The 20,263-nt window shown below is 69.4% G+C and carries 20 protein-coding genes and 1 tRNA gene; 7 read left to right on the top strand and 14 right to left on the bottom strand.

The window, feature by feature from the left end:
* Positions 1-21 precede the first annotated feature (21 nt).
* Positions 22-1,410, top strand: a complete 1,389-nt coding sequence (locus LT972_RS11810) for an MFS transporter (RefSeq protein ID WP_232570582.1) — start codon at positions 22-24, stop codon at positions 1,408-1,410.
* A 24-nt stretch (positions 1,411-1,434) separates the two neighbouring features.
* Here LT972_RS11810 and LT972_RS11805 read toward each other — a convergent pair whose 3' ends face one another.
* From LT972_RS11805 to LT972_RS11795, 3 genes are read right to left on the bottom strand one after another with little or no spacing between them, the layout of a single operon-like run.
* On the bottom strand, positions 1,435-2,514 hold the full coding sequence (locus LT972_RS11805) for a metal ABC transporter permease (RefSeq protein ID WP_232570581.1): 1,080 nt from the start codon (positions 2,512-2,514) through the stop codon (positions 1,435-1,437).
* Positions 2,511-3,416, bottom strand: coding sequence for a metal ABC transporter ATP-binding protein (locus tag LT972_RS11800; protein WP_232570580.1), 906 nt, complete (start codon positions 3,414-3,416; stop codon positions 2,511-2,513). Before LT972_RS11800 ends, LT972_RS11805 begins: the two co-directional genes overlap by 4 nt.
* Positions 3,413-4,477, bottom strand: a complete 1,065-nt coding sequence (locus LT972_RS11795; protein ID WP_232570579.1) for a metal ABC transporter substrate-binding protein — start codon at positions 4,475-4,477, stop codon at positions 3,413-3,415. Before LT972_RS11795 ends, LT972_RS11800 begins: the two co-directional genes overlap by 4 nt.
* 233 nt (positions 4,478-4,710) lie before the next feature.
* On the opposite strand from LT972_RS11795, the gene LT972_RS11790 reads away from it, so the two are divergent.
* Together LT972_RS11790 and ncsA are read left to right on the top strand one after the other, a co-directional pair.
* Positions 4,711-6,087: an HD domain-containing protein gene (locus tag LT972_RS11790; RefSeq protein ID WP_232570578.1), complete on the top strand. Its 1,377-nt coding sequence runs from the start codon at positions 4,711-4,713 to the stop codon at positions 6,085-6,087.
* 180 nt (positions 6,088-6,267) lie between these two features.
* Positions 6,268-7,230 (top strand): tRNA 2-thiolation protein NcsA, encoded by a 963-nt coding sequence (ncsA, locus tag LT972_RS11785; RefSeq protein WP_232570577.1) that lies wholly within the window; start codon positions 6,268-6,270, stop codon positions 7,228-7,230.
* 96 nt (positions 7,231-7,326) lie between these two features.
* Here ncsA and ftsZ read toward each other — a convergent pair whose 3' ends face one another.
* From ftsZ to LT972_RS11770, 3 genes are all read right to left on the bottom strand, one after another.
* Complete coding sequence (gene ftsZ, locus LT972_RS11780) at positions 7,327-8,517, bottom strand: cell division protein FtsZ (RefSeq protein WP_232570576.1); 1,191 nt, start codon at positions 8,515-8,517, stop codon at positions 7,327-7,329.
* A gap of 4 nt (positions 8,518-8,521) precedes the next feature.
* A complete protein-coding gene (locus LT972_RS11775; protein ID WP_232570575.1) occupies positions 8,522-8,689 on the bottom strand; it encodes a ribbon-helix-helix domain-containing protein in 168 nt (55 codons plus the stop codon).
* A gap of 179 nt (positions 8,690-8,868) precedes the next feature.
* Entirely contained in the window at positions 8,869-9,384 is a 516-nt protein-coding gene (locus LT972_RS11770) for a double zinc ribbon domain-containing protein (protein ID WP_232570574.1), read from the bottom strand.
* A gap of 106 nt (positions 9,385-9,490) precedes the next feature.
* Between LT972_RS11770 and LT972_RS11765 the strand changes: the two genes are divergently transcribed.
* A tRNA-Tyr gene (locus LT972_RS11765) sits at positions 9,491-9,564 on the top strand.
* A gap of 85 nt (positions 9,565-9,649) precedes the next feature.
* Here LT972_RS11765 and LT972_RS11760 read toward each other — a convergent pair.
* On the bottom strand, positions 9,650-11,539 hold the full coding sequence (locus LT972_RS11760) for a PAS domain S-box protein (RefSeq protein ID WP_232570573.1): 1,890 nt from the start codon (positions 11,537-11,539) through the stop codon (positions 9,650-9,652).
* Positions 11,540-11,691: 152 nt separating this feature from the next.
* Between LT972_RS11760 and LT972_RS11755 the strand changes: the two genes are divergently transcribed.
* From LT972_RS11755 to LT972_RS11745, 3 genes are read left to right on the top strand one after another with little or no spacing between them, the layout of a single operon-like run.
* Positions 11,692-12,165: a hypothetical protein gene (locus LT972_RS11755; protein ID WP_232570572.1), complete on the top strand. Its 474-nt coding sequence runs from the start codon at positions 11,692-11,694 to the stop codon at positions 12,163-12,165.
* Positions 12,158-12,931 (top strand): nucleotide-binding protein, encoded by a 774-nt coding sequence (locus LT972_RS11750; RefSeq protein ID WP_232570571.1) that lies wholly within the window; start codon positions 12,158-12,160, stop codon positions 12,929-12,931. The genes LT972_RS11755 and LT972_RS11750 overlap by 8 nt, the downstream gene beginning before the upstream one ends.
* Positions 12,928-13,440: a hypothetical protein gene (locus LT972_RS11745; RefSeq protein ID WP_232570570.1), complete on the top strand. Its 513-nt coding sequence runs from the start codon at positions 12,928-12,930 to the stop codon at positions 13,438-13,440. The genes LT972_RS11750 and LT972_RS11745 overlap by 4 nt, the downstream gene beginning before the upstream one ends.
* Before the next feature lie 16 nt (positions 13,441-13,456).
* On the opposite strand, the gene LT972_RS11740 is transcribed toward LT972_RS11745, so the two are convergent.
* The 7 genes from LT972_RS11740 to LT972_RS11710 are packed head-to-tail and all read right to left on the bottom strand — an operon-like array spanning position 13,457 to position 20,184.
* Positions 13,457-13,969 (bottom strand): DUF7261 family protein, encoded by a 513-nt coding sequence (locus LT972_RS11740; RefSeq protein ID WP_232570569.1) that lies wholly within the window; start codon positions 13,967-13,969, stop codon positions 13,457-13,459.
* On the bottom strand, positions 13,957-14,397 hold the full coding sequence (locus LT972_RS11735; RefSeq protein WP_232570568.1) for a DUF7262 family protein: 441 nt from the start codon (positions 14,395-14,397) through the stop codon (positions 13,957-13,959). The genes LT972_RS11740 and LT972_RS11735 overlap by 13 nt, the downstream gene beginning before the upstream one ends.
* Entirely contained in the window at positions 14,390-15,055 is a 666-nt protein-coding gene (locus LT972_RS11730; protein WP_232570567.1) for a DUF7263 family protein, read from the bottom strand. Before LT972_RS11730 ends, LT972_RS11735 begins: the two co-directional genes overlap by 8 nt.
* Entirely contained in the window at positions 15,052-15,510 is a 459-nt protein-coding gene (locus LT972_RS11725; protein ID WP_232570566.1) for a DUF7266 family protein, read from the bottom strand. Before LT972_RS11725 ends, LT972_RS11730 begins: the two co-directional genes overlap by 4 nt.
* Positions 15,507-16,211, bottom strand: a complete 705-nt coding sequence (locus tag LT972_RS11720; RefSeq protein ID WP_232570565.1) for a DUF7289 family protein — start codon at positions 16,209-16,211, stop codon at positions 15,507-15,509. Before LT972_RS11720 ends, LT972_RS11725 begins: the two co-directional genes overlap by 4 nt.
* Positions 16,208-18,046, bottom strand: coding sequence for a type II secretion system F family protein (locus tag LT972_RS11715; protein ID WP_232570564.1), 1,839 nt, complete (start codon positions 18,044-18,046; stop codon positions 16,208-16,210). The genes LT972_RS11720 and LT972_RS11715 overlap by 4 nt, the downstream gene beginning before the upstream one ends.
* Positions 18,043-20,184, bottom strand: coding sequence for a type II/IV secretion system ATPase subunit (locus LT972_RS11710; RefSeq protein WP_232570563.1), 2,142 nt, complete (start codon positions 20,182-20,184; stop codon positions 18,043-18,045). Before LT972_RS11710 ends, LT972_RS11715 begins: the two co-directional genes overlap by 4 nt.
* Between the last annotated feature and the right edge of the window lie 79 nt (positions 20,185-20,263).

The following is a 20,263-nucleotide window of genomic DNA, read 5'->3' as shown; positions in this document are numbered from 1 at the left end:
GCTCGCCGCCAGTCCACGCACATGGCAGACGGGGCCGCGGAGGACGCCGGTGACGGGGTGGACGCGCTCGACTCCTACCGCCAGTTCTTCGCGCTGGAGCCCGACGTGCTCGTGTTGTCCGTGGCGATGCTGGTGTTCAGTCTCGCGTTCCAGATGACCACGCGGTACGTCCCCGAGTACATGTACACGCTCGGCGCGGGCGCGGGCATCGTCGGGCTGTACGGCAGTCTCGGCAACCTGATTTCGGCGGTGTACCCGTACCCGGGCGGCGCGCTCTCGGACCGCGTCGGCTCCCGCGTCGCGCTGACGGCGTTCGCTGTCGTGACGACGCTCGGGTTCGTGGTGTGGGCCGTCGCGCCGAATCTCCCCGCAATCAGCGTCCCTGTCGTGGCGTTGGGTGGCCTCGAACTCGGCGGCACCCTCGGCCCGTGGATATGGGTGTTCGTCGGCCTGCTGTTGACGCAGGCGTGGAAGTCCTTCGGCCTCGGCGCGACGTTCGCCATCGTCAAACAGTCCGTCGAACCCGGCAGGCTGGCGATGGGGTTCGCGTCCACCGAAATCTTCCGGCGCGTCGGCTTCCTGCTCGGCCCCGCCATCGCCGCCGTCGTGCTCGCCGTCTACGAGTTCCGGGTCGGCTTCCGGTACGTCCTCCTGCTCGCTGCCGGGTTCGCCGCCGTCGCGACGGTCGCCCAGCACGTCCTCTACGACGTCGACGAGGAGGACACCGTCGGCGACTCCTTCGAGGGCCTCGACACGATTCGCTCGGACCTCCGGGACCTCCCCGAGACGCTCCGCCCGCTGCTGGTCGCGGACACTCTGATTCGGTTCGCGAACGGGATGGTGTACGTCTTCTTCGTGGTCGTCGTCACCCGGTACCTCGACGTCGGCTTCACCGGATTCGGCGTCTCCATCGGGCCGGCGGCGTTCTTCGGCGTCCTGCTCTCCGTCGAGATGGCCGTCGCCATCCTCACGAAGGTCCCCGTCTCCGCGCTCGCCGAACGCACCGGCCTGAAGCCAGTGGTCGGCCTCGGGTTTCTCGTGTACGCCGTCTTCCCCGTGCTCCTCATTCTCGCGCCCGCGAACCAGTGGGTGCTCGTCGCGCTGTTCGCGTTCTCCGGCCTGCGGTTCGCCGGCCTGCCAGCGCACAAGGCGCTCATCGTCGGGCCCGCCGAGCAGGACACCGGCGGGCGCGTGACTGGCGCCTACTACCTCGTGCGCAACACCGTCGTCATCCCGAGCGCGGCCGTCGGCGGCCTGCTGTACGGCGGGGACTGGACGCTCCGCGTCGCCGGCGCGTCGGTGACCGCCGGCCCCGAACTGGCGTTCTCGCTCGCCACCGCAATCGGTCTCGTCGGCGTCGCGTACTTCGCGCTGTTCGGGCGCGAGTTCGAGGCGTACGCGAACGGCTAGCGCCCGCAGGAGAGCGGTCGGCCGTCAGTCGTCGCTCGCGCGCGAACCGATGTCGGCGTCTCCAGCCTCGATGCTCCCCATCTCGGGGGTTCCATCGTCGTTCCGAAGCGTCTGGAGTTTCCCGATTGCGACCGCGCAGACGTAGATGCCGACTGCCATCAGTACGATGATGCCGCCGGCGGTGACGCCGGTGTAGTACGCGACCGAGATACCCAGTAGCACCGCGAGTTCGGCGAGCACGACCGACACCAGCAGTGACTCGGAGAAACTCCGGGACACCTGCGTCGCGCCCGCGACCGGCACCACGAGCATCGCGGCGACGAGGATGACGCCCATGATTTGCATCGCGCCGACGACCACCATCGCGGTGAGCATCACCATCACGCGGTTGTACCAGTTCACGGAGATGCCGGAGACGGCGGCCGCCGTCTCGTCGAAGGTCACGTACAGCAGTTGGTTCCGGGTGAGGGCGACGGTGCCGACGATGACCGCGAACAACACGAGGAGGATGGCCGCGCTCTGCGGGGACACCGTCGCGAGGTTCCCGAACAGGAACTGGTTCACGCCGACCGCGAGGCCGCCCGCGTTCAGGCTGATGAGCGTCGTCCCGAGCGCGAACCCCGTCGAGAGCACGATGGCCATCGAGACGTCGTTGTAGGCGTCTGTCGTCTCCGAAATCAACTCGATGAACAGCGCCGCAATCATCGCGACGACGACGGCGGTGAGGTACGGCGACACGCCGAGGTCGATGACTGCGTTCAGGAACAGGCCGACTGCGACGCCCGCGAACCCGGTGTGGGCGAGCGCGTCGCCGATGAGCGCGAGCTGGCGGTGGACGAGGAAGGTCCCGATGAGCGGCGCCATCACGCCGATGCAGAGCCCGACGAGAATCGCGCGTTGCATGTACCGGTACCGGGGGTTCAGCATCTCCAGGTCCGTGAAGTAGTACGCCCAGTCCATCAGCCAGTACCACTGTTCGAGAACCCAGCGGAGGACGTCGAAGATTGCTCCGCCGACCGCGCCGAACCCGCTCTGTAAGGGTACCAGCAGGGAGGGGTCGACGGCGGCGAGGACGCTCGCGAGGAACGCGACGTCGACAGTCATTCGTCCACCCCCGCGAGGAATCTGGCTTCGGTGCCGAAGGCGCGAGCCAGCGCGTCGCTCTCCACGAACTCGTCGCTCGGCCCGTCGAAGTAGATTTCGCGATTCAGACAGACGACGCGCTCGGCGCGTTCGACGACCGCGCCGAGGTCGTGCTCGATGAGCACTACGGTGATGCCCGCGTCGTTCAGCGCCGCGAGCAGGTCGTAGAACGCGTCGACGGACTCGGCGTCGACGCCCACGGTCGGTTCGTCGAGCACGAGCAGGTCGGCCTCGCTGGCCAGCGCCCGAGCGATGAACGCGCGCTGTCGCTGGCCGCCCGAGAGCTCCGTGATGCGGCGGTCGGCGAACGCGCTCATGCCGACCGTGGCGAGCGCGTCGTCGACGGCCGCCCAGTCCGCTTCGGAGAGCCGGCCCGACAGCGCGCCGCCGACGGCTCGCGCCGTCTCCAGCGGGGCTTCGGTGAACCGGTCGCGGAGCCGCCGGTCGTCCGCGCGGAGCCGGTCGAACCCGAGGTGCGGGAACCGCCCCATCTTCACCACTTCGCGGACGGTGATGGGCATCTCCTTCGAGGAACTCGCGTGCTGGGCGACGTACCCGACGCGCTCGCCGTCGTCGAACCGGGTGGCGCGCTCGCCGAACAGGCTCGCCGACCCCGAGTCGGGTTCGAGCAATCCGAGCACCAACTGCATCAGCGTCGACTTCCCGGAGCCGTTCGGCCCAACGATGGCCACGTACTCGCCGGGGTCGACGGTCAGGGAGACGTCTTCGACGACCGGCGTCGCCGTGTATCCGAACGTCGCGCCGTCGAGGGCTACGACCGGTTCGGTGGCTCGGTCGCTCTCGTCTCGCGCCGTCGTCTCGTCCGTGCTGTCGTCGGTTGTCGCGGTTTCTGGCGTGCTCATATCGATTCGAAGTTCTGCCACTCGTCCACCCAGCCGTCCCACGGCGCGGCCTCCGCGGGCGTCTCGTTGCCGAGGACGATTTCGAACGTCGGCATGTTGATGTTGTACGCGATCTCCTCGTAGCCCCAGTTCTCCGTAACCCACTCCTCGCGGACGCCCGCGTACGGCGTCACGGGGAAGTACGCCTCGACGCCCGTCTCGCGGACCAGTTGCTCGGCCGGCCGCTGGGCCTCGAAGACGCCGTTCGCGATGTACCGGATGTCGTTCTCCCGGATGACCCGGGCGGCCTCACGAATGTCCGCTGGCTTGACGTCGCCGCTCGCTGCGAGGTTCGTCACCAGCGGCCGCATCTCGACGCCGTACCGCACGCCGATGTACTGGAAGGCGTTGTGGGCGGCCAGTTGGACGATGTCGCGGCTCGCACGGTCGAAGATGTCAGCGTAGTCGGCGTCGATTCGGTCCAACACGTCGGTCTTGTAGGCGTCCGCGTTCTCCCGGAACGTGTCCGCGTAGTCGGGGAGAATCTCGGCGAACCCGTCGGCGATGTTGTCGACGGACTGCTTCGCGCGCCGGGGGTCCAGCCAGAAGTGTGGGTCCTTGCCGCGCTGGGAGCCGACGCCCTCCTCGTCCCGGTCGAGCGTCGCGGCGAGGTCCACCAGTTCGACGCCTTCGCGGGCGTTGATGAGTGCGGTGTCGACGTTGTCGCCGCGAACCGTCTCGATTGCGCGGTCGGCCCACGGCTGGAAGTCCTCGCCGACGTGGACGAACGCGTCGGCGTCGATGATTTGCTTCGTGATGCGGGCGTTCGGCTCCCAGCCGTGGCCGTGGAGCCCGGTCGGGACGAGATTCTTCACCGTCAGCGGGGTGCCGTCGGCGATCTGTCTGCCGAAGTCGTAGAAACTGAAGAACGACGCCACGGCGACCGGTTCGTCGTCGTCACCGCTGGCTTCTACCGGTGCGCTCGGTAGTGCTGTGCAACCCGTGAGGCCTGCGAGTGCTGCCGCCCCGCCTGCTCGCAGTACCTGCCGTCTCGTCGTCTCGTCGTGCGTGTCGAGTACCATAGTGGGAGACAACCTAGATTAGATTCGTCTAATTATTTGTTTGGCGACTACGGCACTTATGAGTTTCTGAAATCGAAAGCGCGGTTTGCGGATACTGGACTCGCCTGCTCAGCACGAACCGGGGACGCTCTCGGACGACGCTGGGACTTGCCGCTGCCGACCGTAAGACCGACGGCTCTCCACGCCCTGTCATCGACACTTCCGGCGCGTCCACTCCGGACGGCCACCCAGCCATGCCCAGTACGCAACTCAAAGACCCCGTCCACGGCTACGTCGACCTCGACCGAGCGCTCGTCGACGGCATCCTCGACACCAAACCGTTCCAGCGACTCCGCCACGTCCGCCAACTGTCGGCGACGAACCTCGTCTACCCCGGCGCGAACCACACGCGCTTCGAGCACTCGCTGGGCGTCTATCACCTCGCGAAGACCGTCTTCGAGAACCTCCGCGAACAGCAGTACTTCTACCGGGACGCCACCACCGCCGAACTCGACGACATCCAGCGCACGCTCGAGTGCGCGGCGCTCCTCCACGACGTCGGTCACCCGCCATTCTCCCACCTCGGCGAGCGCTTCCTCGACACCGACGAGATTCGCGCCCGCCTCGCCGACCACGGCCTCCAGGCCACCTTCGAGGACGCCGGCGTCGGCGACGCCCCCATCCGGGAAGCCAGCGCGCACGAACTCCTCGGTTGCCTGCTCGTCTGCCGGGAGTTCGCGGACGCCCTCCGCGACGTGGACGTCGACCCACACGAGGTCTGCGCGCACATCCTCGGGTACAGCCTCGCGTACGAACGCGGCGGGCGCTGGCAACACGGCGTCGCCGCCCAGATTCTCCACTCCCCCATCGACGTCGACCGCCTCGACTACATCGTCCGCGACAACGAGATGACCGGCGCCGACGTCCTCTCCTTCGACACCGCGCGCATGGTCGCGTCCTACACCGCCCACCCCGACGAGGGCCTCGCGCTCTCGGACAAGGCGCTGTCCACCATCGGGAACTACCTCGAGGGCCGCATCGCCGTCTACATGTGGGTCACCCAGCACCACAAGTCGGTGTACGCCCACGCGCTGCTCCGTGACCTCCTCGACGAACTCGCGGCCGTCGCCGACCGCCCGCCGGTCACCGTCGACAACGTCGTCAGCGAGGGCGTCGACGACAACACCATCATGGAGCGGTTGCGGGTCGCCGCCCGCGACAACCCCGACTCCGCGCTCGCCACGCACTACGACCGCTTCCGCGGCCGGCAGTTCCCCGAGACCTGTTGGAAACACCGCATCGCGTACGCCGACCGCGTCGACGCGCCGATAGACGCCTTCGGCGACTGGCTCACCGAGAACCGCGACCGCCTCGAACGCGAACTCGCGGGCGAACTCGGCGTCCCCACTCGCGAAATCTGGATCGAGCAGTCCTACGTCCCCGAGTACGAGCCACAGGCTCTCGAAGACATCCCCATCGCGTACGGCGGCACGACCCGCTCGGTCGGCGACTGGGGGCTGTACGGCGACCGCGCGTTCGACAGCCCGATTCCGTTCGTCTTCGTCCCCCACGGCGTCGAGAAGCGCGCGACGAAGACGCTCACTGCGTGGTTCCACGACGAGAACGCCTGAAACGGCCGGAAACTCCTTTCTGCGCTCTTTCGCCGGACAGCCGCCGCGCTCGGTCGCGTTCGAATCTGTGCGCGGGATTCCGCCGCGCACCCGAATTTGCTATCGCGAAGTGTGATTTATCGGTCGGTTCGCTCGCCCGAGGCGAAACGGTGAAACAGCGCCCAACACAACGTCACGGCGATGAACTGCACCAAGTGCGACCGCGAGGCAGTGATGCACGCGGCGTACTCCGGCACCCACCTCTGCGAGCGACACCTCTTCGAGAGCGTGGAACGCCGCGTGCGCCGCCGCGTCCGCGAGGACGACATGCTGCCCGCGGACGCCACGCCCGACGACCCCGAGACGTGGGTCGTCGGGCTGTCCGGCGGGAAGGACAGCGTCGTCCTCACCGACATCCTCCACGACACCTTCGAGGAGGACCCGCGCGTCGAGATGGTCGCGCTCACCATCCACGAGGGCATCGAGGGCTACCGGGACGCCAGCCTCGACGCCTGCGAGGAACTCGCCGCGGACCGCGACATCCGCCACGAGGTCGTCACGTACGACGAGGAGTTCGACGTGCAGATGGACGACGTCGCCGAGGACGACCCACTCGACATGGCGCCCTGCGCGTACTGCGGGGTGTTCCGGCGGGACATCCTCGCGCGGTACGCCGACGACCTCGGCGCCGACAAACTCCTGACCGGCCACAACTTAGACGACGAGGCCGAGACCGCGCTGATGAACATCCTGGAGGGGAACGTCGAACAGGTCGCGAAGCACTTCGACGCCAGTCTCGGCCCCTTCGACGAACGCAACGAGAAAGACGGCATGATTCCGCGCGCGAAACCGCTCCGGGACGTCCCCGAGAAGGAAATCGCGCTGTACGCCCAACTGCGGGACCTCCCGGTACACATGGCCGAGTGCCCGCACGCCAGCGAGGCGTTCCGCGGCGAGATTCAAGACCTCATGCTGAAACTCGAAGAGAACCACCCCGGCACGCGGCACTCCATCATGGCGGGCTACGAGGAACTCGCGGGGCTCGCCGCCGACGAGTACGGCGACGAAGACCGAGAGGTCGGGGAGTGCGAGGACTGCGGCGCGCCCACGACCCGCGACCGGTGCCGGAAGTGCGCGCTCGTCGACGCCGTCAACGCCGTCTAGCGCGGCGAACGGAGCGTGCGCGCGCCGAGCGAACGCTCGGCGTCGGAGACCAACCGAAGGTAGTGTTTCGTGGCGAAAGCGGCGAGAGAAGAGCGTCTACCGGATGACGTCGAGGCCGTTGTTCTGCTCGACCTCGTCCGTGCCGCCGTCCGAGTGCGCGCCGAAGCTACCGCCCGAGGAGGCGTTGTCGGCCGCTCGCTGCTTCGAACTCGAGGACTCGACGTCCTGGAGTTCAGCGCGGGACTTGTCCGCCTGCTTTTGCGTGCTCGGGCCGAGAACCTGCGCGGACTGCACGCCGGTCATGATGGCCATCACGCGGACCTTGCCCTTGTAGTTCTCCTGGATGCGCGCGCCCCAGATGACGTTCGCCGAAGCGTCGAGTCGCTCGGTGATGTTGTCCGCGATGCCCTCGGCCTCTTTGAGCGTGAGGTCCGGACCACCGGTAATGTGGACGAGTCCGCCGCTCGCGCCGCGGTAGTCCACGTCCAAAAGCGGGTGGTTCATCGCGTCCTTCACGACCTCGTTGGTCTTGTTCTTGTCCTGGGTCTCGCCGACGAGCATCACCGCGACGCCGCCCTGATTCATGATGGCGGTCATGTCGGCGTAGTCGAGGTTGATGAGACTCGGCTGCGTAATCGTCTCCGAGATGCCCTTGACGGTCTCCGCGATGATCTGGTCCATCACGGAGAACGCCTTCCCGATTGGGAGGTTCGGGACGTAGTCGAGCAGGCGGTTGTTGTCGAGGACGATGATGGAGTCCGCCTCCGTGCGGAGCTTCTCCAGACCTTCCTCGGCTTTCACCGTGCGTGCGCGCTCGACGTTGAACGGCGTCGAGACCATGCCCACGACGATTGCGCCCTGTTCTTTCGCGATCTTGGAGACGACCGGCGCCGCACCGGTGCCGGTGCCGCCGCCCATGCCGGCGGTCACGAACACGAGGTCCGCGTCGCCGAGTACCTCCTTGATGGTACCCTGTGCCATCTCGGTGGCGCGCTCGCCCATCGAGGGGTCGCCACCGGCGCCGAGGCCGTTCGTCAGGGACTTCCCGACGAGAATCTTCGTGTCGGCCTCGATCATCTTCAGGTGCTGTTTGTCCGTGTTGATGGCGACGGTGTCGGCGCCTTCGACGCCGATGTTGTACAGGCGGTTGACGGTGTTGTTGCCGGCGCCACCGCAGCCCACGATGACGATTCGCGGGTCGCCGAACTCGTCGCCCTCGCTGCTGGCGTCCATCTCTCGCTGCTCTGCTTCTGCGTTGTCGAGGGCGTCTTGAACGATGTCCTGCATCTGTCTACACCTTCGCCCAGCCTTTCGGGCTGGTCTGGTCGGTCTGCTCGTCTATCATCTCTCGAACGGCCGAGCGAATCGCCTCGCTGCGGTTCGGGAACTTCCCCCGTTCGACCATCTGTTCCACCTCGTCGATCTGTTGTTCCGGAATGCGGAGTGTCACACGCTCCATGGTTGGATTCCCCGTTTGTGGTAAGACGGCACCGGTCGACCGCACGAACTGTCTTACAGAAGACGGCGATACGCGGCATGACCGCGCCGTCGCCCGATTCTCTGTAAGACGACCGTCTTACGTACCACTACCCAGAGCGTCACACATTATATAATTAACGGCCCGTGTAAACAGGTGTCTTACCTGTCGAGGGCGTTCGCCGACGCCGTCCGACGGCCGCAGTGCGGACAGAACGCCCAGTCAGCGCGAACCTCGTCGCCGCACTCGCAGAACACGCGGCGACTCGCCTTCTCCCCGCAGTTCGGGCAGTAAACGTGGTCGTCTGACACCGCCTCCCCGCACTGCGCACACGCCTGTTCGCCGCCGCGACCCGCGGGCTCCCGGCGGCCGTCCGTCGCGGGCCGCGACTCGCGTTCCCGGCCCTCCGTCGCTCGGAGTCCCTCCGCGGACTCCACCGAGATGTTCACGTTCACGTCCCGTGCGGGCGCCCGCCGCGAACCGAGGCGCTCGTCGACCAACTCGTCGACGCGCTCCGCGACCACCGCGTCCAGCGACTCCGCGCCGCCGACGTCCGACGAGCCGTGTTCGTCGAGGTACGCGCGCAGCGCCTCGCGCATCACCTCGCTCTTGGACTCGTCGAGGTCCTCGACGGCCGCCACGAGGTCGTCGTCCGCCCGGAACGTTATCTTCGACATGTCCGTTCGGTACTACGTACCAACCCCGGGGTAATAAGTCTCGGCCAAACGTCCGACGCCGAATGACAACCCTTAAATTTCGCCCACGGCGTACATTCTGATGCGCCCGCCCTTAGCTCAGACTGGTAGAGCAGTCGACTGTAGATCGACTTGCCCCCCGTTCAAATCGGGGAGGGCGGACTTCTCTCTGAGTTCCAATCGAGTAGTTTCGAACACGTCCGTCTGACTGTTCTGCACGGTCCGATTCTCGCCGTCCCTGGCTCGGTCACTCGTCACAGAGTCCGGTCACGTCGAAGCGCGCGCCGCCGCTGTCGCTCTCGGAGATGGTGACGTTCCAGTCGTGGGCGTCGGCAATCTCCTCGACGATGGCGAGGCCGATGCCGGTGCCGTCCTCGTCGGTGGTGTGACCGCGGTCGAAGACGGTGTCGCGTTCCTCGGCGGGGATGCCGGGGCCGTCGTCGGCGACGAAAAAGCCGTCGTCGGTCGCGCCGACCGTCACCGTCACGCTCTCGCCGTTAGTCGACCCGTGTTCGACTGAGTTTCGGAAGAGGTTCTCGAAGAGGTGCTGAAGTCGCTCGGGGTCGGCGTCGATGGCGGCATCACCGACGACGTCGAGGGTCGCGCCGTCCGTGTCGAGGACGCTCCACGAGCGCCGCGCGGTCGCTTCGAGGGCGACGCGGTCGGTGTCGCCGGCCGCTCGGCCGTCGCGGGCGAGCGTGAGCGTGCGGTCGACGATTCGGTCCATGCGGTCGAGCGCGTCGACCGCGATGTCGAGGTCGTCGCTGTCGCGTGCGTCGCGTTCGAGAGCGACGCGGCCGCTGGCGACGTTCAGGGGGCCGCGGAGGTCGTGGCTGACGATGCTCGCGAACTCGTCTAAGCGCTCGTTCTGGCGTTCGAGTTCGGCGGCGTACTCTCGGAGTTCGGCCTCGCGTTCGAGTCGCGTGAGCGTCTCGCGGGCGTGTGTCGCGACGAGTTCGGTGAGTTCGCGGTCGGTCTCGCCGAACGCGCCGCGCTCCCTCGCGACGGCCTGGAACACGCCGTAGCCGGTAATCGGGACGGTGAGCGCCGACCGGTACGTCGGGTCGGCGGGCGCGACGTCGACCGACGAGACGTCGTCGACGACGATGGCGTCGCCGGTCCGGTAGGCGCGCGCCGCGAGGCTGTCGTCGGCGTCGACCGGGATGGATTCGTGGTACTCGGCTTCCGGGACGCCCTCGGGGATTGCGACGGGGACGAGGCGGTCGCCGTCGACGGTGTCGACGATGCCGCGGTCGTAGTCGAGGATGTCTTCGGCGGCGGCGAGCACGAGGTCGTAGACGTCGGACCGGTCCTCGCTGGCTTCGATGTCGGTCGCGACCCGGTGGAGGGCTTCCACTTTCTCCTTCTGGCTCTGGAGGCGTCGCGCGCGCTCCTTGCGTTCGCTGACGTCGCGGGTCATCGCGATGACTTGCGCGCGCCCGTCGATGTCGGCGCGTTTCAGGTGGACCTCTATCCAGAACTCCTCGCCGTCTTTCGACTCGAACAGCCACTCGAAGGTCTGTGGTCCCTCCTCGACGGCAGCGCGGACGCGGTCTCTCGCTTCGTCTTGGGAGAACTCGGGGCTGTCGGCGCTGAACTCACCGACGTCCATCGCGGTGAGTTCCTCGCGCTCGTAGCCGAGCATCTTTGCGGCCTTCGGGTTCACGTCGTTGATGCGTCCGGTCTCCGGGTCGTGGAGGAAGATGCCGTCGGCGGCTTTCTCGAATATCTCGCGGTAACTCGTGCGGGATTCGTGCTGGTCGACGGCGTTCACGACGCGGTTGGCGAGGAGGGCGTACTGTTCGGTGCCGGTCTCCTTCTGGAGGTAGTCGGTCGCGCCCGCGGAGATGGCGTCGCTGGCGACCTCCTCGCTGCCCTTCCCGGTGAACAGCACGAACGGGAGGTCGGGGTAGTCCTCGCGGACGGCTTCGAGGAACTCGATGCCGTCGCGTCCGGGGAGGTCGTAGTCGGAGACCACACAGGCGAACTGTTCGTCCTCGAGTCGGTCGAGTGCGTCCTCGGGGCGGTGTTCGGTGGCGACGTCGAGTCTGTCGTCTTCGCGTTCGAGGAACGTCGCGGCGAGGTCGGCGAAGCCGGGGTCGTCTTCGACGTGGAGGACGCGGATGACCGATGGCATCGGAGTCGTTCTGTGGTCGCGTGACGTGGACTAATGTGTTCCGGTGACGCAGATATCGGTGTCGCAGCAGGGATTGTAGACGCGAACACGACGCAAAGTTTACCGTTGCAGCCTCCGAAAATATTTTGCCGGTTTGCGCGAATACGCTACACGTGATTGTCTCAGTCGCGGACGGCGACGGGCCCCCTCTCGGGGACGTGGTCTCCGAGGACGTGGTGACAGCCGACGCCGAGTCGGTCGGTGACGCCGTCGCCCGCGAGAACGCGACCGTCGCGGTCGTCTACGCGAGCGCGGTCGCCGACCCCGCGGCCGTCGTGGCGACCGTTCGGTCGCGCGCGCCGGGGCTGCCGGTCGTTGTCGTCGGCACCGCCGACGTGGACGCCGACGTGACGTGTGCCGCCAGCGACGAGACTGCAGTTCGGGCGGCGGTCGAGCGCGCCGAGCACATCGCGGCGTACCGGGCGTCGGTGTCGACGCTCTACGAAGCCTGCCGGGAGCGCGCGCTCGGCCAGCCGGACGCCGACGTGCGCGAGCGCCGCGCCGACGCCGACCGGCGACTCGACGACCTCCCGGAGGACAGCGACGTGGTCAGGGCGGCGTTGCGCCCGGAGGGCGACGATGGTTGAGGCGTTCGCCGTCGCCAGCGGGAAAGGCGGCACGGGGAAGACAACGAGCACGCTCGCGCTCGGGATGGCGCTCGCCGAGGACTACGACGTGACCGTCGTGGACGCCGACACCGGGATGGCGAATCTGTTGTTCCACGCGGGGCTCGCGGACGCCGAGGTGACGCTCCACGACCTCCTGCTCTCGGACGCCGACGCCACCGTCTCGGACGCCGTCTACGAGCGCCACGGGATGCGCGTCGTCCCCTGCGGGACGAGCCTCGGCGACTTCCGCGCCGCCGACCCCGACCGACTGCGCGACGTGGTCGCCGACCTCGCCGCGGACACCGACGTGCTCCTGTTGGACTCGCCGGCGACGCTCGCGAGCCGGAGCGCCGTCCTCCCCGTCGTCCTCGCCGACCGCGCGGTGCTCGTGTTGGAGCCGACGATTCCCGCTATCTCTGACGGCCTGAAGGTCCAGGAGTACGCCACGTCTTACGGCACCGGCGTCGCGGGCGTCGTGTTCAACAAGGTGGCCGACCCCGGCGCCGTCGAGCGCGTCGCCGACAAGTCCGAGCGCTACTTCGACGGGTCGACGCTCGGCACCGTCCCCGAGTCCGACGCGGTACGGGCGGCGCGGCGCGCGGGTGAACCCCTGCTCGCGTACGCGCCGGAGAGCGACGCCGCGGCCGCCTACCGCCGGGTCGCCGACGCCATCGACGTGGACGCGAGCGACGCCGAATCGGTCGCCGACCGGTTCCGGAGCGCGGTGGTTCCCGAGCAGCCATGAGCGACCTGACGTTCGCGCGCGTCGTCGCCGACCCGGCGGACGCGCTCTCGCTCGCGCTCGACCGCGAACTCACGGGGTACGCGGTGTTCACGCCCCAGGACGCCCTCCTGTTCGACGAGGACGGCGCGGGCGTCGTCGCGTTCGACGACGGCGTGCCGACGCACGTCGAACACACGGGCACGGGACGCGGCGGCGCGTCCGCGCTCGCCGATTTCGCGGCGCCGGGGCCGCTCCGCGTGGAGTGTTACGCCGGCGAGGACGGCCCCGTCCCGCGGACGGAGCGGTGTTCGGTCGCGCCGGACACGCCAGCGGCGCGACTCGCCGGGGACGACGCGCTCGCCGAACGCACCCGCGAGGCCGCCGACGTGGACGCGCCGACCGACGACGTGGACGCCGTCGAGGCGTTCCTCGCGGACGAGCAGAAGGTCGAAGCCATCCGGGAGCGCGCCCGAGAGGAGGCCGCCGAGCGCGCCGAGGAGTGGGGGTTCGAGGAGTTCGCCGACGAGTAGACGCCGGCGGCTTGCGCTACCGCGGGCGTACCACGCGTTCGAATTGCACCGTCCCCGACGGCGTGGTCACCCTGACTTCGAACGCGATTGCGACGACGACGGTCTCGCCGTCGCGCTCCTGTACGACGACGCCGCCGACGTTCTCGCACGCGCCGAACGACCGACCGGCGCCGCCGGGACACGCGACGCCGTCCGCGAGCATCGAGTCGTAGGACGCGTTCGCCACGATGCCGTCCCCGAGTCTCGCGCGCTCGACGGTTCGCAGTCGCGGCCCGAGCGACTCCCGGAGGCGCTTGACGGCGCGCTCGCGGTCGCTCCAGTCAGCGCCGGTCGCGCGCTCGGCCGCGTCGTCCGCGAGGCTGTCGAGCGCCCGCGACACCCGCGAGGGGTGGTCGGCGTCCGTGTCGGCGACGGCCGGCGCGTACCCGAACTGGAGGTACGCCGCCACCACCGGCACCAGCGCGAGCGCCGCGACGGCCGCCGCGACCAACACCAGCTGGCCGCGCTCGACGCGAGTCACGCGTACCACACCCAGACGGTGACCTCGCCGCTCCCGGTCGGCACGCGCGCGACGCCGGTCGGGACGTTCGACGGGCGCACGAACCCGACCGCGCCGTTGGGCGTCGCCACCCGGAACATGAGGTTGTCCGGGAGGATTCGGGAGACGCGATTCTCCAGCGCCCCGGCCTCGCGGTCGAACGCCGCCTCGGAGGACGCCACCTCGGCGAGGCGCGTGCTCCCGCCGTGTTGGGGCGGCTCGTTCGCCAGCACGGTCGCGGCGTCCTGCGCGTACGCGTCCAGTTGGGCCTCCTGCGAGACGCCGCCCGTCGGCGTCCCGAACGCGAACGCGGTGGCGACGGCGACGACGAACAGCACACCGACGCCCGCCTCCACGACCGGAAGCGACAGTTGGCCGCGACTTCGACCGGGGTTTCGTTCTCGGCTACGATTACGCATCGACGGTCACCCCGAGCACGGCCTTCGTCGTGACCTCTGCCCGGTACGCGACGCGTACGCTCCCCGGCGCGAGGTCGCGGTTCGCGTCGAAGGTCAGTTCCACGGTGTCGTATCTGGACAGTGCCACGTCGTACGCGCCGTCCAAGCCATCGGGGTCGCGGAGGACGACCCTGCCGTTCGCGCGAACCGTCGTGATTCGGGTCGCGGGCGCGGGGTCGAAGGTGAGCGTCGCGTTCGCGGTGCGCCGCGGCAGCGTCACCGCGTTCCGGCCGGCGAACGTCGGCTCGAGCGTCCGACGCTCGGAGTCGGCGACGAGGACGACCCGCCGAATCGTCGCGCCGCGCCCCGCATCGCCCCGCGAGACGACCGCCTCGCCGTCGAGTGTGACGCGCACCGCCGCGTCCTCCGGGAGCCAGTCGGCGCTCGCGCTCGCGTTTGCGACGGCGGCCGCCGACAGCACGTTCGCGCGCGCCGACAGCGGGCCGTCGGGGGAGACGAGGCGCTCCGACAGCGACGCGGCGAGACGTGCGTCCGCGGGGTCGGTGTCGGCGCCGGCGAACGCGCCCGCCGCGACGCCGACTGCCAGCCCGACGCTCGCGCCGACGAGCAGGAGCGCGGTGGCGAGCGCCGGGAGGTTCGACTGCGCTCGCTCCGTCATCCGTCACCCTCTCCGAGCAGGACGACCAGTCCGCTGCCGGGACGCGGTTCGACGCGCACCACAGCGTCCGGCGGTGTCAGATTCCCGCGTACCTCGCGTACGCGCTCCGGGAGCGCGAGCGGCGTCCGCCCGTCGACGCTCGGGTGGTCGTGGACGAGCGCGAGCGACCCGTTCTCGGCGGCGACGCGGTAGCCCTGCCGGCGAATCGTCTTCGGCAGCTCGATGCGGCGCTCGACGGTGGCGTTCGCGCCGACCGCGGGCACCGCGTCTTCGACGCTCGCGGCGGCGTGCTGGAGCGCGCGCTCTCCGACTTCGCCGGCGGCCGCGTTCTGTGCGTCCGGCACGACGCCGCCGAACAGCGTGGTCGTGAGGCCTGCGACGAACAGCACGACGATGCCGGCTTCGAGGGCCTTCCCGACGGCGGGCGCGACGCCGCGGCTCCGAGTCCGACTCACAGCACCGCCACCTCCGTCTCGTGGACGACGAGGTAGGCCGTCCGAACGCCCGAGTACTCGGCGACGACGCTCGGCACGCCGTCGCCGTCGATATCTCGGATTGAGACGGTCGCGCCCGTTTCCTCGAACTGCCGGCGCAGGGCGTCGACGTGCTCGGTCTCGACGGCGACCCGGTAACCCGCGTCGCCGAGCGCGCGCCGGTGGTGGGTGACGTTCGTCCGGAGCGTGTACGTCGCGCCGCCGTTCGCCGAGACGCCGACGTCGCCGCGGAGCGCGGGGACGCTCACGACGAGCACGTCGGGGTCGGCGGCAATCGGGAGTCGGCTTCGCGTTCGCGACCACCCGCTCCCGTGGGCCATCACGGACCCCGCGAGGTAGGTCGCGCCGCGGTCGCCCGATGTGAACCGGAGCGCGTTCGCGTCCACTTCGGCGACCACGCCGCCGCTGTCGAGGACGCGCACTTGCCGAGGCACGACGTCGAGGTGCCCGCGCGTGAACGAGACGTCCTCGCGATGGACGCCCGTGGTTTCGATTGCGTCGATGGCGCTGTCGAGGTCGGCCGCGACCCGGCGGCTGTCGCTCGCGGCGGCGTGCTGGTCGACGACGGTGCCGACACTCGCAGTGAGCGCGGCGAGCGCGACGACGGTCACGCCGAGCAGGAGTGCGACGCCGACGACGTTCGACTGGCCGCGGTCGCTCACAGCAGTCCCACCCCGCGGAAGACGAGGTACGCCGACGCCACGAGCAGACCCGAGTGAAGCAGGGCGTCGTACTTCCCGCGGCTCGCGGCGCCCGCGAACCACCCGCAGGCGAGCATCGTCGCCTGCGTCACGAGGTAGAAGCGGTAGCGGTCGCGTTCGAGATTCACTGCGCTCGGGTCGATGGCGAGGCCGCCCGCGTTCGCCGCGTTCGACACCGAGGACAACTGCGCGAAACTGTCGAGGACGGCGAGATTGACGGCGACCGTGATGCCGATTACGAGCAAGGCGGTGGTCCAGCCGACGGCGACGTAGACGAGCAGGCGCGACCGGAGCGCGCGCTTCTCGTGGTAGAGTCGCCCGACCTCGGCTTGGAGCGCTTCGAAGGCGGCATCGGCGTCGCTCCCGGCGTCCAGCGCGCCGGAGACGAGGCCGACGGTCTGGGCCGCGAGTTGGGTGTCGACGCGGTCGACGAACCGACGGAGGGCGGCGGCGCGCACGTCCTCGTCGTGGGTGGTGACCGAGAGATTGAACGCGAGGTCGGCCACGTCCGGGTTCAGGGGGCCGAGGTCGACGTCCTCGGCGACGCGCTCGACGGCGTCGCCGAACGGCCGGCCGAGGCTGACGTGGCCGGAGACGGCGTGCACGAAGTCCTGAATCTCGCGGTCCTTCGCGTCGTCGAGTCGCGCGCGGCGGGTGGCGACGAGGCCGACGGGCACGGCGAACGCGACGTACCCTAGGAGTGCGACGTTCGCCGGGCGGAGGCCGTAGTCCCAGAGCAAGGCGGCGACGCCGGCGGCGGGGAGCGCGAGGACAAGGGCGGCGTCGGCGGGGTTCCGGGCGGCGTTCGCGACGATGCCCAGCCCCGACGAGCGTGCGTGGCCGTGCCACGAGAATCCCCGCGGGCGCATCGACTCGACGAGCCACGCCGCGAGCGCGCCGACGACGAGTACGAAGACACCGCTTCCGAACACGAGCAGTTCGCGTACCGTCGCGGCGCCCAGCGGCGTCGCCACTTCTTTTCCGAGGCCGGGCGCGAGCACGCTCAGGACGGTGGCGACGATGACCAGCAGGGCGGGCAACACGAGCAACACGATGAACAACTCGGCGACGAGTTCGAGGAAGCCCGTGGCGCGCTCTCTGGTGCGCTCGCGGCGGTTGGCGAGCATCCGGGATTCGAGTTCGAGGTACTGCGCGACGGCGTCCGGGCCCTGTGCGGCGTGCTCCCGGAGTTTCAGGAGGAACGGCGCGAGCACCTCCCTGCTCGGGGTGTCCCGCGCAACGACGCGCAGGCCGCGGTCGACGCTCCCGGTGAGTTCGGCGGTGTTGAGCACGTCGCGGAACGCCAGCGCCGTCTCGCCGTACGCCTCCGGGCGCTCCGCGACCCGGGAGAGCAGTTCGCGCTCGTCGGTGGTGCCCGACGCGAGCACAGAGAGATACCGCACCGCGCCGGGGAGCGTCCCCTCGATGTCCGACCGGCGGACACGCGCCCGCCACCCGAGGTAGTGGCCGCCGGTCCAGACCGTCGCGCGCTTCGCCGCGAACCCGAGCGGGACGCCGAGGACGGCCGCGACCGTGAACGTCGGCGCGAGCGGCGACGGGTCGGTGACGGGCGCGACGGCACTCGGGAGGACCGCGCCGACCGCCACCGCGAGGGCGGCGACGGCGGCGAACGCCAGCCACGACGCGCCGTAGACGCGGGCGAGGTAGACGTCGAAACTCGCGTCGATGTGGGTGGCCCGGTAGCGCTTGCGGTCGGTTTCGTGGCGCGTGTGGTCGGCCTGCCGCGCGAACAGCGCGTACAGCGCGCGGTCGAGGACACCGAGCGTCGCCGTCACTCGCCGGCCCTCCGCCGGAGGCGCTCGACGGTCGCGGCCTCGTCGGTGCGCAGGTCCGACAGCAGACCGAACAGTTCCCGGAAGTCGGTGACGCCCTCGCGGTCGAGGTACTCGACGTACCGGCGCTTCTGCCGGAACTCCTCGCGCACGTCGCCGACCGAGCGGTCGGTGCGGTCGGCGAGGCGCTCGAAGAAGCGCACGTCGTCGGCGCCCGCGAAGTCGAAGCCGCCGCCGGGTTCCCGCTCCACGACGCGGCGGAAGTGGACCGAACTCCCGTCCTTCTCGACGGTCTCGGTGTCCGGTCCCGCGTCGCCGACGAGTTCGACGACCTCGCCGACGTAGCGGTCGCCGTCGACGTGCCGCGGGAACACCGCGAGGTCGACCTCCCGCAGGAGGTACGCGGGGACGCCCTGTTCGATGGCGCGGTTCACGAGCGTCTCCACGTCCTCGGCGTGAGTCGTGCCCACGACGCCGTGTCCCGTGTTCAGAATCTGGGCGAAACTCTCGAAGGACTCGCGGGTGTTGATCTCCGCGATGACTTCGACGTCCGGATTGAGGTAGTTCGTCTCGGTCATCAGGTCGGCCATCGACACGCGCTTGAACTCGCGCTCGTGGTCTCGCGTTGTCAGGGAGACGCCGGTCTCGTGGGGGAGGCGGACCTCTCGGCTCCCCTCGTCGATGCTGATGGGGCGGTCGTCGAAGGGTACGAACGGCATGTGCGCGTTCATGAGCGTCGTCTTTCCCGCTCCCGTGGGACCGGAGAACAGCACGACGCCGTGGTGTTCGTACGCCATCCAGAGCAGGGCGACCACGTCCGTCGAGACGCTGTCGCGGCGGAGCAGGTCGACGGGCGTGAGCGCGTCGGCGGCCTGTTTGCGGATGGAGACGTGCGGGCCGTTCTCGCTGATGACGGGGAGCGCGACGGCACACCGAATCGTCACGTCGCCGTCCACCTCCGCGGGTTCGAGGTTGACCTTCGCGGAGGGGTTCGAGGCGTTGAGTTCGACGCCGTCGCGGGCCGCGAGTTGGGTGACGAGGTTGACGAACCGCTGTTCGTCGTCCAACACGAGGTTCGTCGGGAGGCGTTCGCCGTGCGCACGCAAGTCGCCGCGGGGCACGACTTTCACGCGCTCGCCGACCGCGTTGGCCTCCACGTCTTCGAGGCGGCTGTCCCGAATCGGGACGGTGAGTTCGCCGTCGCCGACGAAGTCACGGAGGACGTAGTACGCGAGGTCGTCGAGGCGGTCGTCGGAGAACCGGCGGCCGACGGGCGGCACCGCGAGCCCGTACTCCGCGAGCGCCCCGCGAATGCGGTGTTTCGTGGCGTCCAGCCACGCTCGCGTGTTCCGGACGGTGAGCCGCCGCGTGAGGAACTCGCGGGCGCGCTCGGCGACGAACTCGGTGCGGTCGGGGCCGTCGCCGAGGACGCCCTCGACGCTCGTCTCCCAGATGCGTTCCTTGCACTCGGCGACGAGGTCGTCGTCGCCGGGGAGGCGGTCGGGTTCGCGGACGGCGTACTTGGTGTCGAAGGCGTCCCGTCCGAGGACGTGTTCGCGGTAGACGACGACCGGAATCTCGAACTCGCGGAACGGGACGGTGTACCGCGCGAGTCGCTCCGAGAGAAAGCGGTCGAGGTGCGGCGGGTCCGCGGGCAGGTCGGTGACGGCGGGCGCGTAGTCGGCGGTGTGGACGACGAGCGCGTCGCTCGCGGCGTCCGCGACCTCCACGCCGTCGTCGAGCGCGAGCGGCGTGAGGTCACCGAGGCCGCGCAGTTCACAGAGCGCGTGGAACTCGATTCGGCGGCGCGCGGCGGGCGAGCAGTCCGTCAGCCGAGCGAGCACGCGTCGGTGTTTCTCGGCGAGACCGGCGGCGACGCGCTCCCGCGTGCCCTCTCGCGTTCGCGGCCGGGAGAGTTGCGCGTCCGCGAAGTAGTCGGTGACGCGTCGGAGGGACTGCTCGTCGGTCGCGCTCAGCGGCGGCGCTCGCGCGTCGTACGCGAACTCGCCGGCGCCGCGCTCGGCGACGGTGACGACGACGCCGGGGTGGACCTCGTACTGGGCGCGCACGTCGGGGGCGTACCACGCGTCGGGGTCGCCCGGCGGCACCGGCGCCGGCACGGACTCGACTCGGTCGGGCATTGTCCGCGAATCACGCCTTGTGTAATTTAAAATTTAGTAATTCAGGCCTGAATTATCGCCGCGTGCGGAATGCCGTCCG

This window comes from Halobacterium litoreum (assembly GCF_021233415.1).
In the GTDB taxonomy this organism is placed as follows: domain Archaea; phylum Halobacteriota; class Halobacteria; order Halobacteriales; family Halobacteriaceae; genus Halobacterium; species Halobacterium litoreum.
Note: the sequence above shows the minus strand (reverse complement) of the source record. Positions and strands in the feature narration are given on the sequence as shown.

Excerpts from the sequence above, each read along its gene's own strand:
- LT972_RS11810 (WP_232570582.1), top strand. The coding sequence starts at position 22 with ATGGCAGACGGGGCCGCGGAGGACGCCGGTGACGGGGTGGACGCGCTC.
- LT972_RS11805 (WP_232570581.1), bottom strand. The coding sequence starts at position 2,514 with ATGACTGTCGACGTCGCGTTCCTCGCGAGCGTCCTCGCCGCCGTCGAC.
- LT972_RS11800 (WP_232570580.1), bottom strand. The coding sequence starts at position 3,416 with ATGAGCACGCCAGAAACCGCGACAACCGACGACAGCACGGACGAGACG.
- LT972_RS11795 (WP_232570579.1), bottom strand. The coding sequence starts at position 4,477 with ATGGTACTCGACACGCACGACGAGACGACGAGACGGCAGGTACTGCGA.
- LT972_RS11790 (WP_232570578.1), top strand. The coding sequence starts at position 4,711 with ATGCCCAGTACGCAACTCAAAGACCCCGTCCACGGCTACGTCGACCTC.
- ncsA (WP_232570577.1), top strand. The coding sequence starts at position 6,268 with ATGAACTGCACCAAGTGCGACCGCGAGGCAGTGATGCACGCGGCGTAC.
- ftsZ (WP_232570576.1), bottom strand. The coding sequence starts at position 8,517 with ATGCAGGACATCGTTCAAGACGCCCTCGACAACGCAGAAGCAGAGCAG.
- LT972_RS11775 (WP_232570575.1), bottom strand. The coding sequence starts at position 8,689 with ATGGAGCGTGTGACACTCCGCATTCCGGAACAACAGATCGACGAGGTG.
- LT972_RS11770 (WP_232570574.1), bottom strand. The coding sequence starts at position 9,384 with ATGTCGAAGATAACGTTCCGGGCGGACGACGACCTCGTGGCGGCCGTC.
- LT972_RS11760 (WP_232570573.1), bottom strand. The coding sequence starts at position 11,539 with ATGCCATCGGTCATCCGCGTCCTCCACGTCGAAGACGACCCCGGCTTC.
- LT972_RS11750 (WP_232570571.1), top strand. The coding sequence starts at position 12,158 with ATGGTTGAGGCGTTCGCCGTCGCCAGCGGGAAAGGCGGCACGGGGAAG.
- LT972_RS11745 (WP_232570570.1), top strand. The coding sequence starts at position 12,928 with ATGAGCGACCTGACGTTCGCGCGCGTCGTCGCCGACCCGGCGGACGCG.
- LT972_RS11735 (WP_232570568.1), bottom strand. The coding sequence starts at position 14,397 with ATGCGTAATCGTAGCCGAGAACGAAACCCCGGTCGAAGTCGCGGCCAA.
- LT972_RS11730 (WP_232570567.1), bottom strand. The coding sequence starts at position 15,055 with ATGACGGAGCGAGCGCAGTCGAACCTCCCGGCGCTCGCCACCGCGCTC.
- LT972_RS11710 (WP_232570563.1), bottom strand. The coding sequence starts at position 20,184 with ATGCCCGACCGAGTCGAGTCCGTGCCGGCGCCGGTGCCGCCGGGCGAC.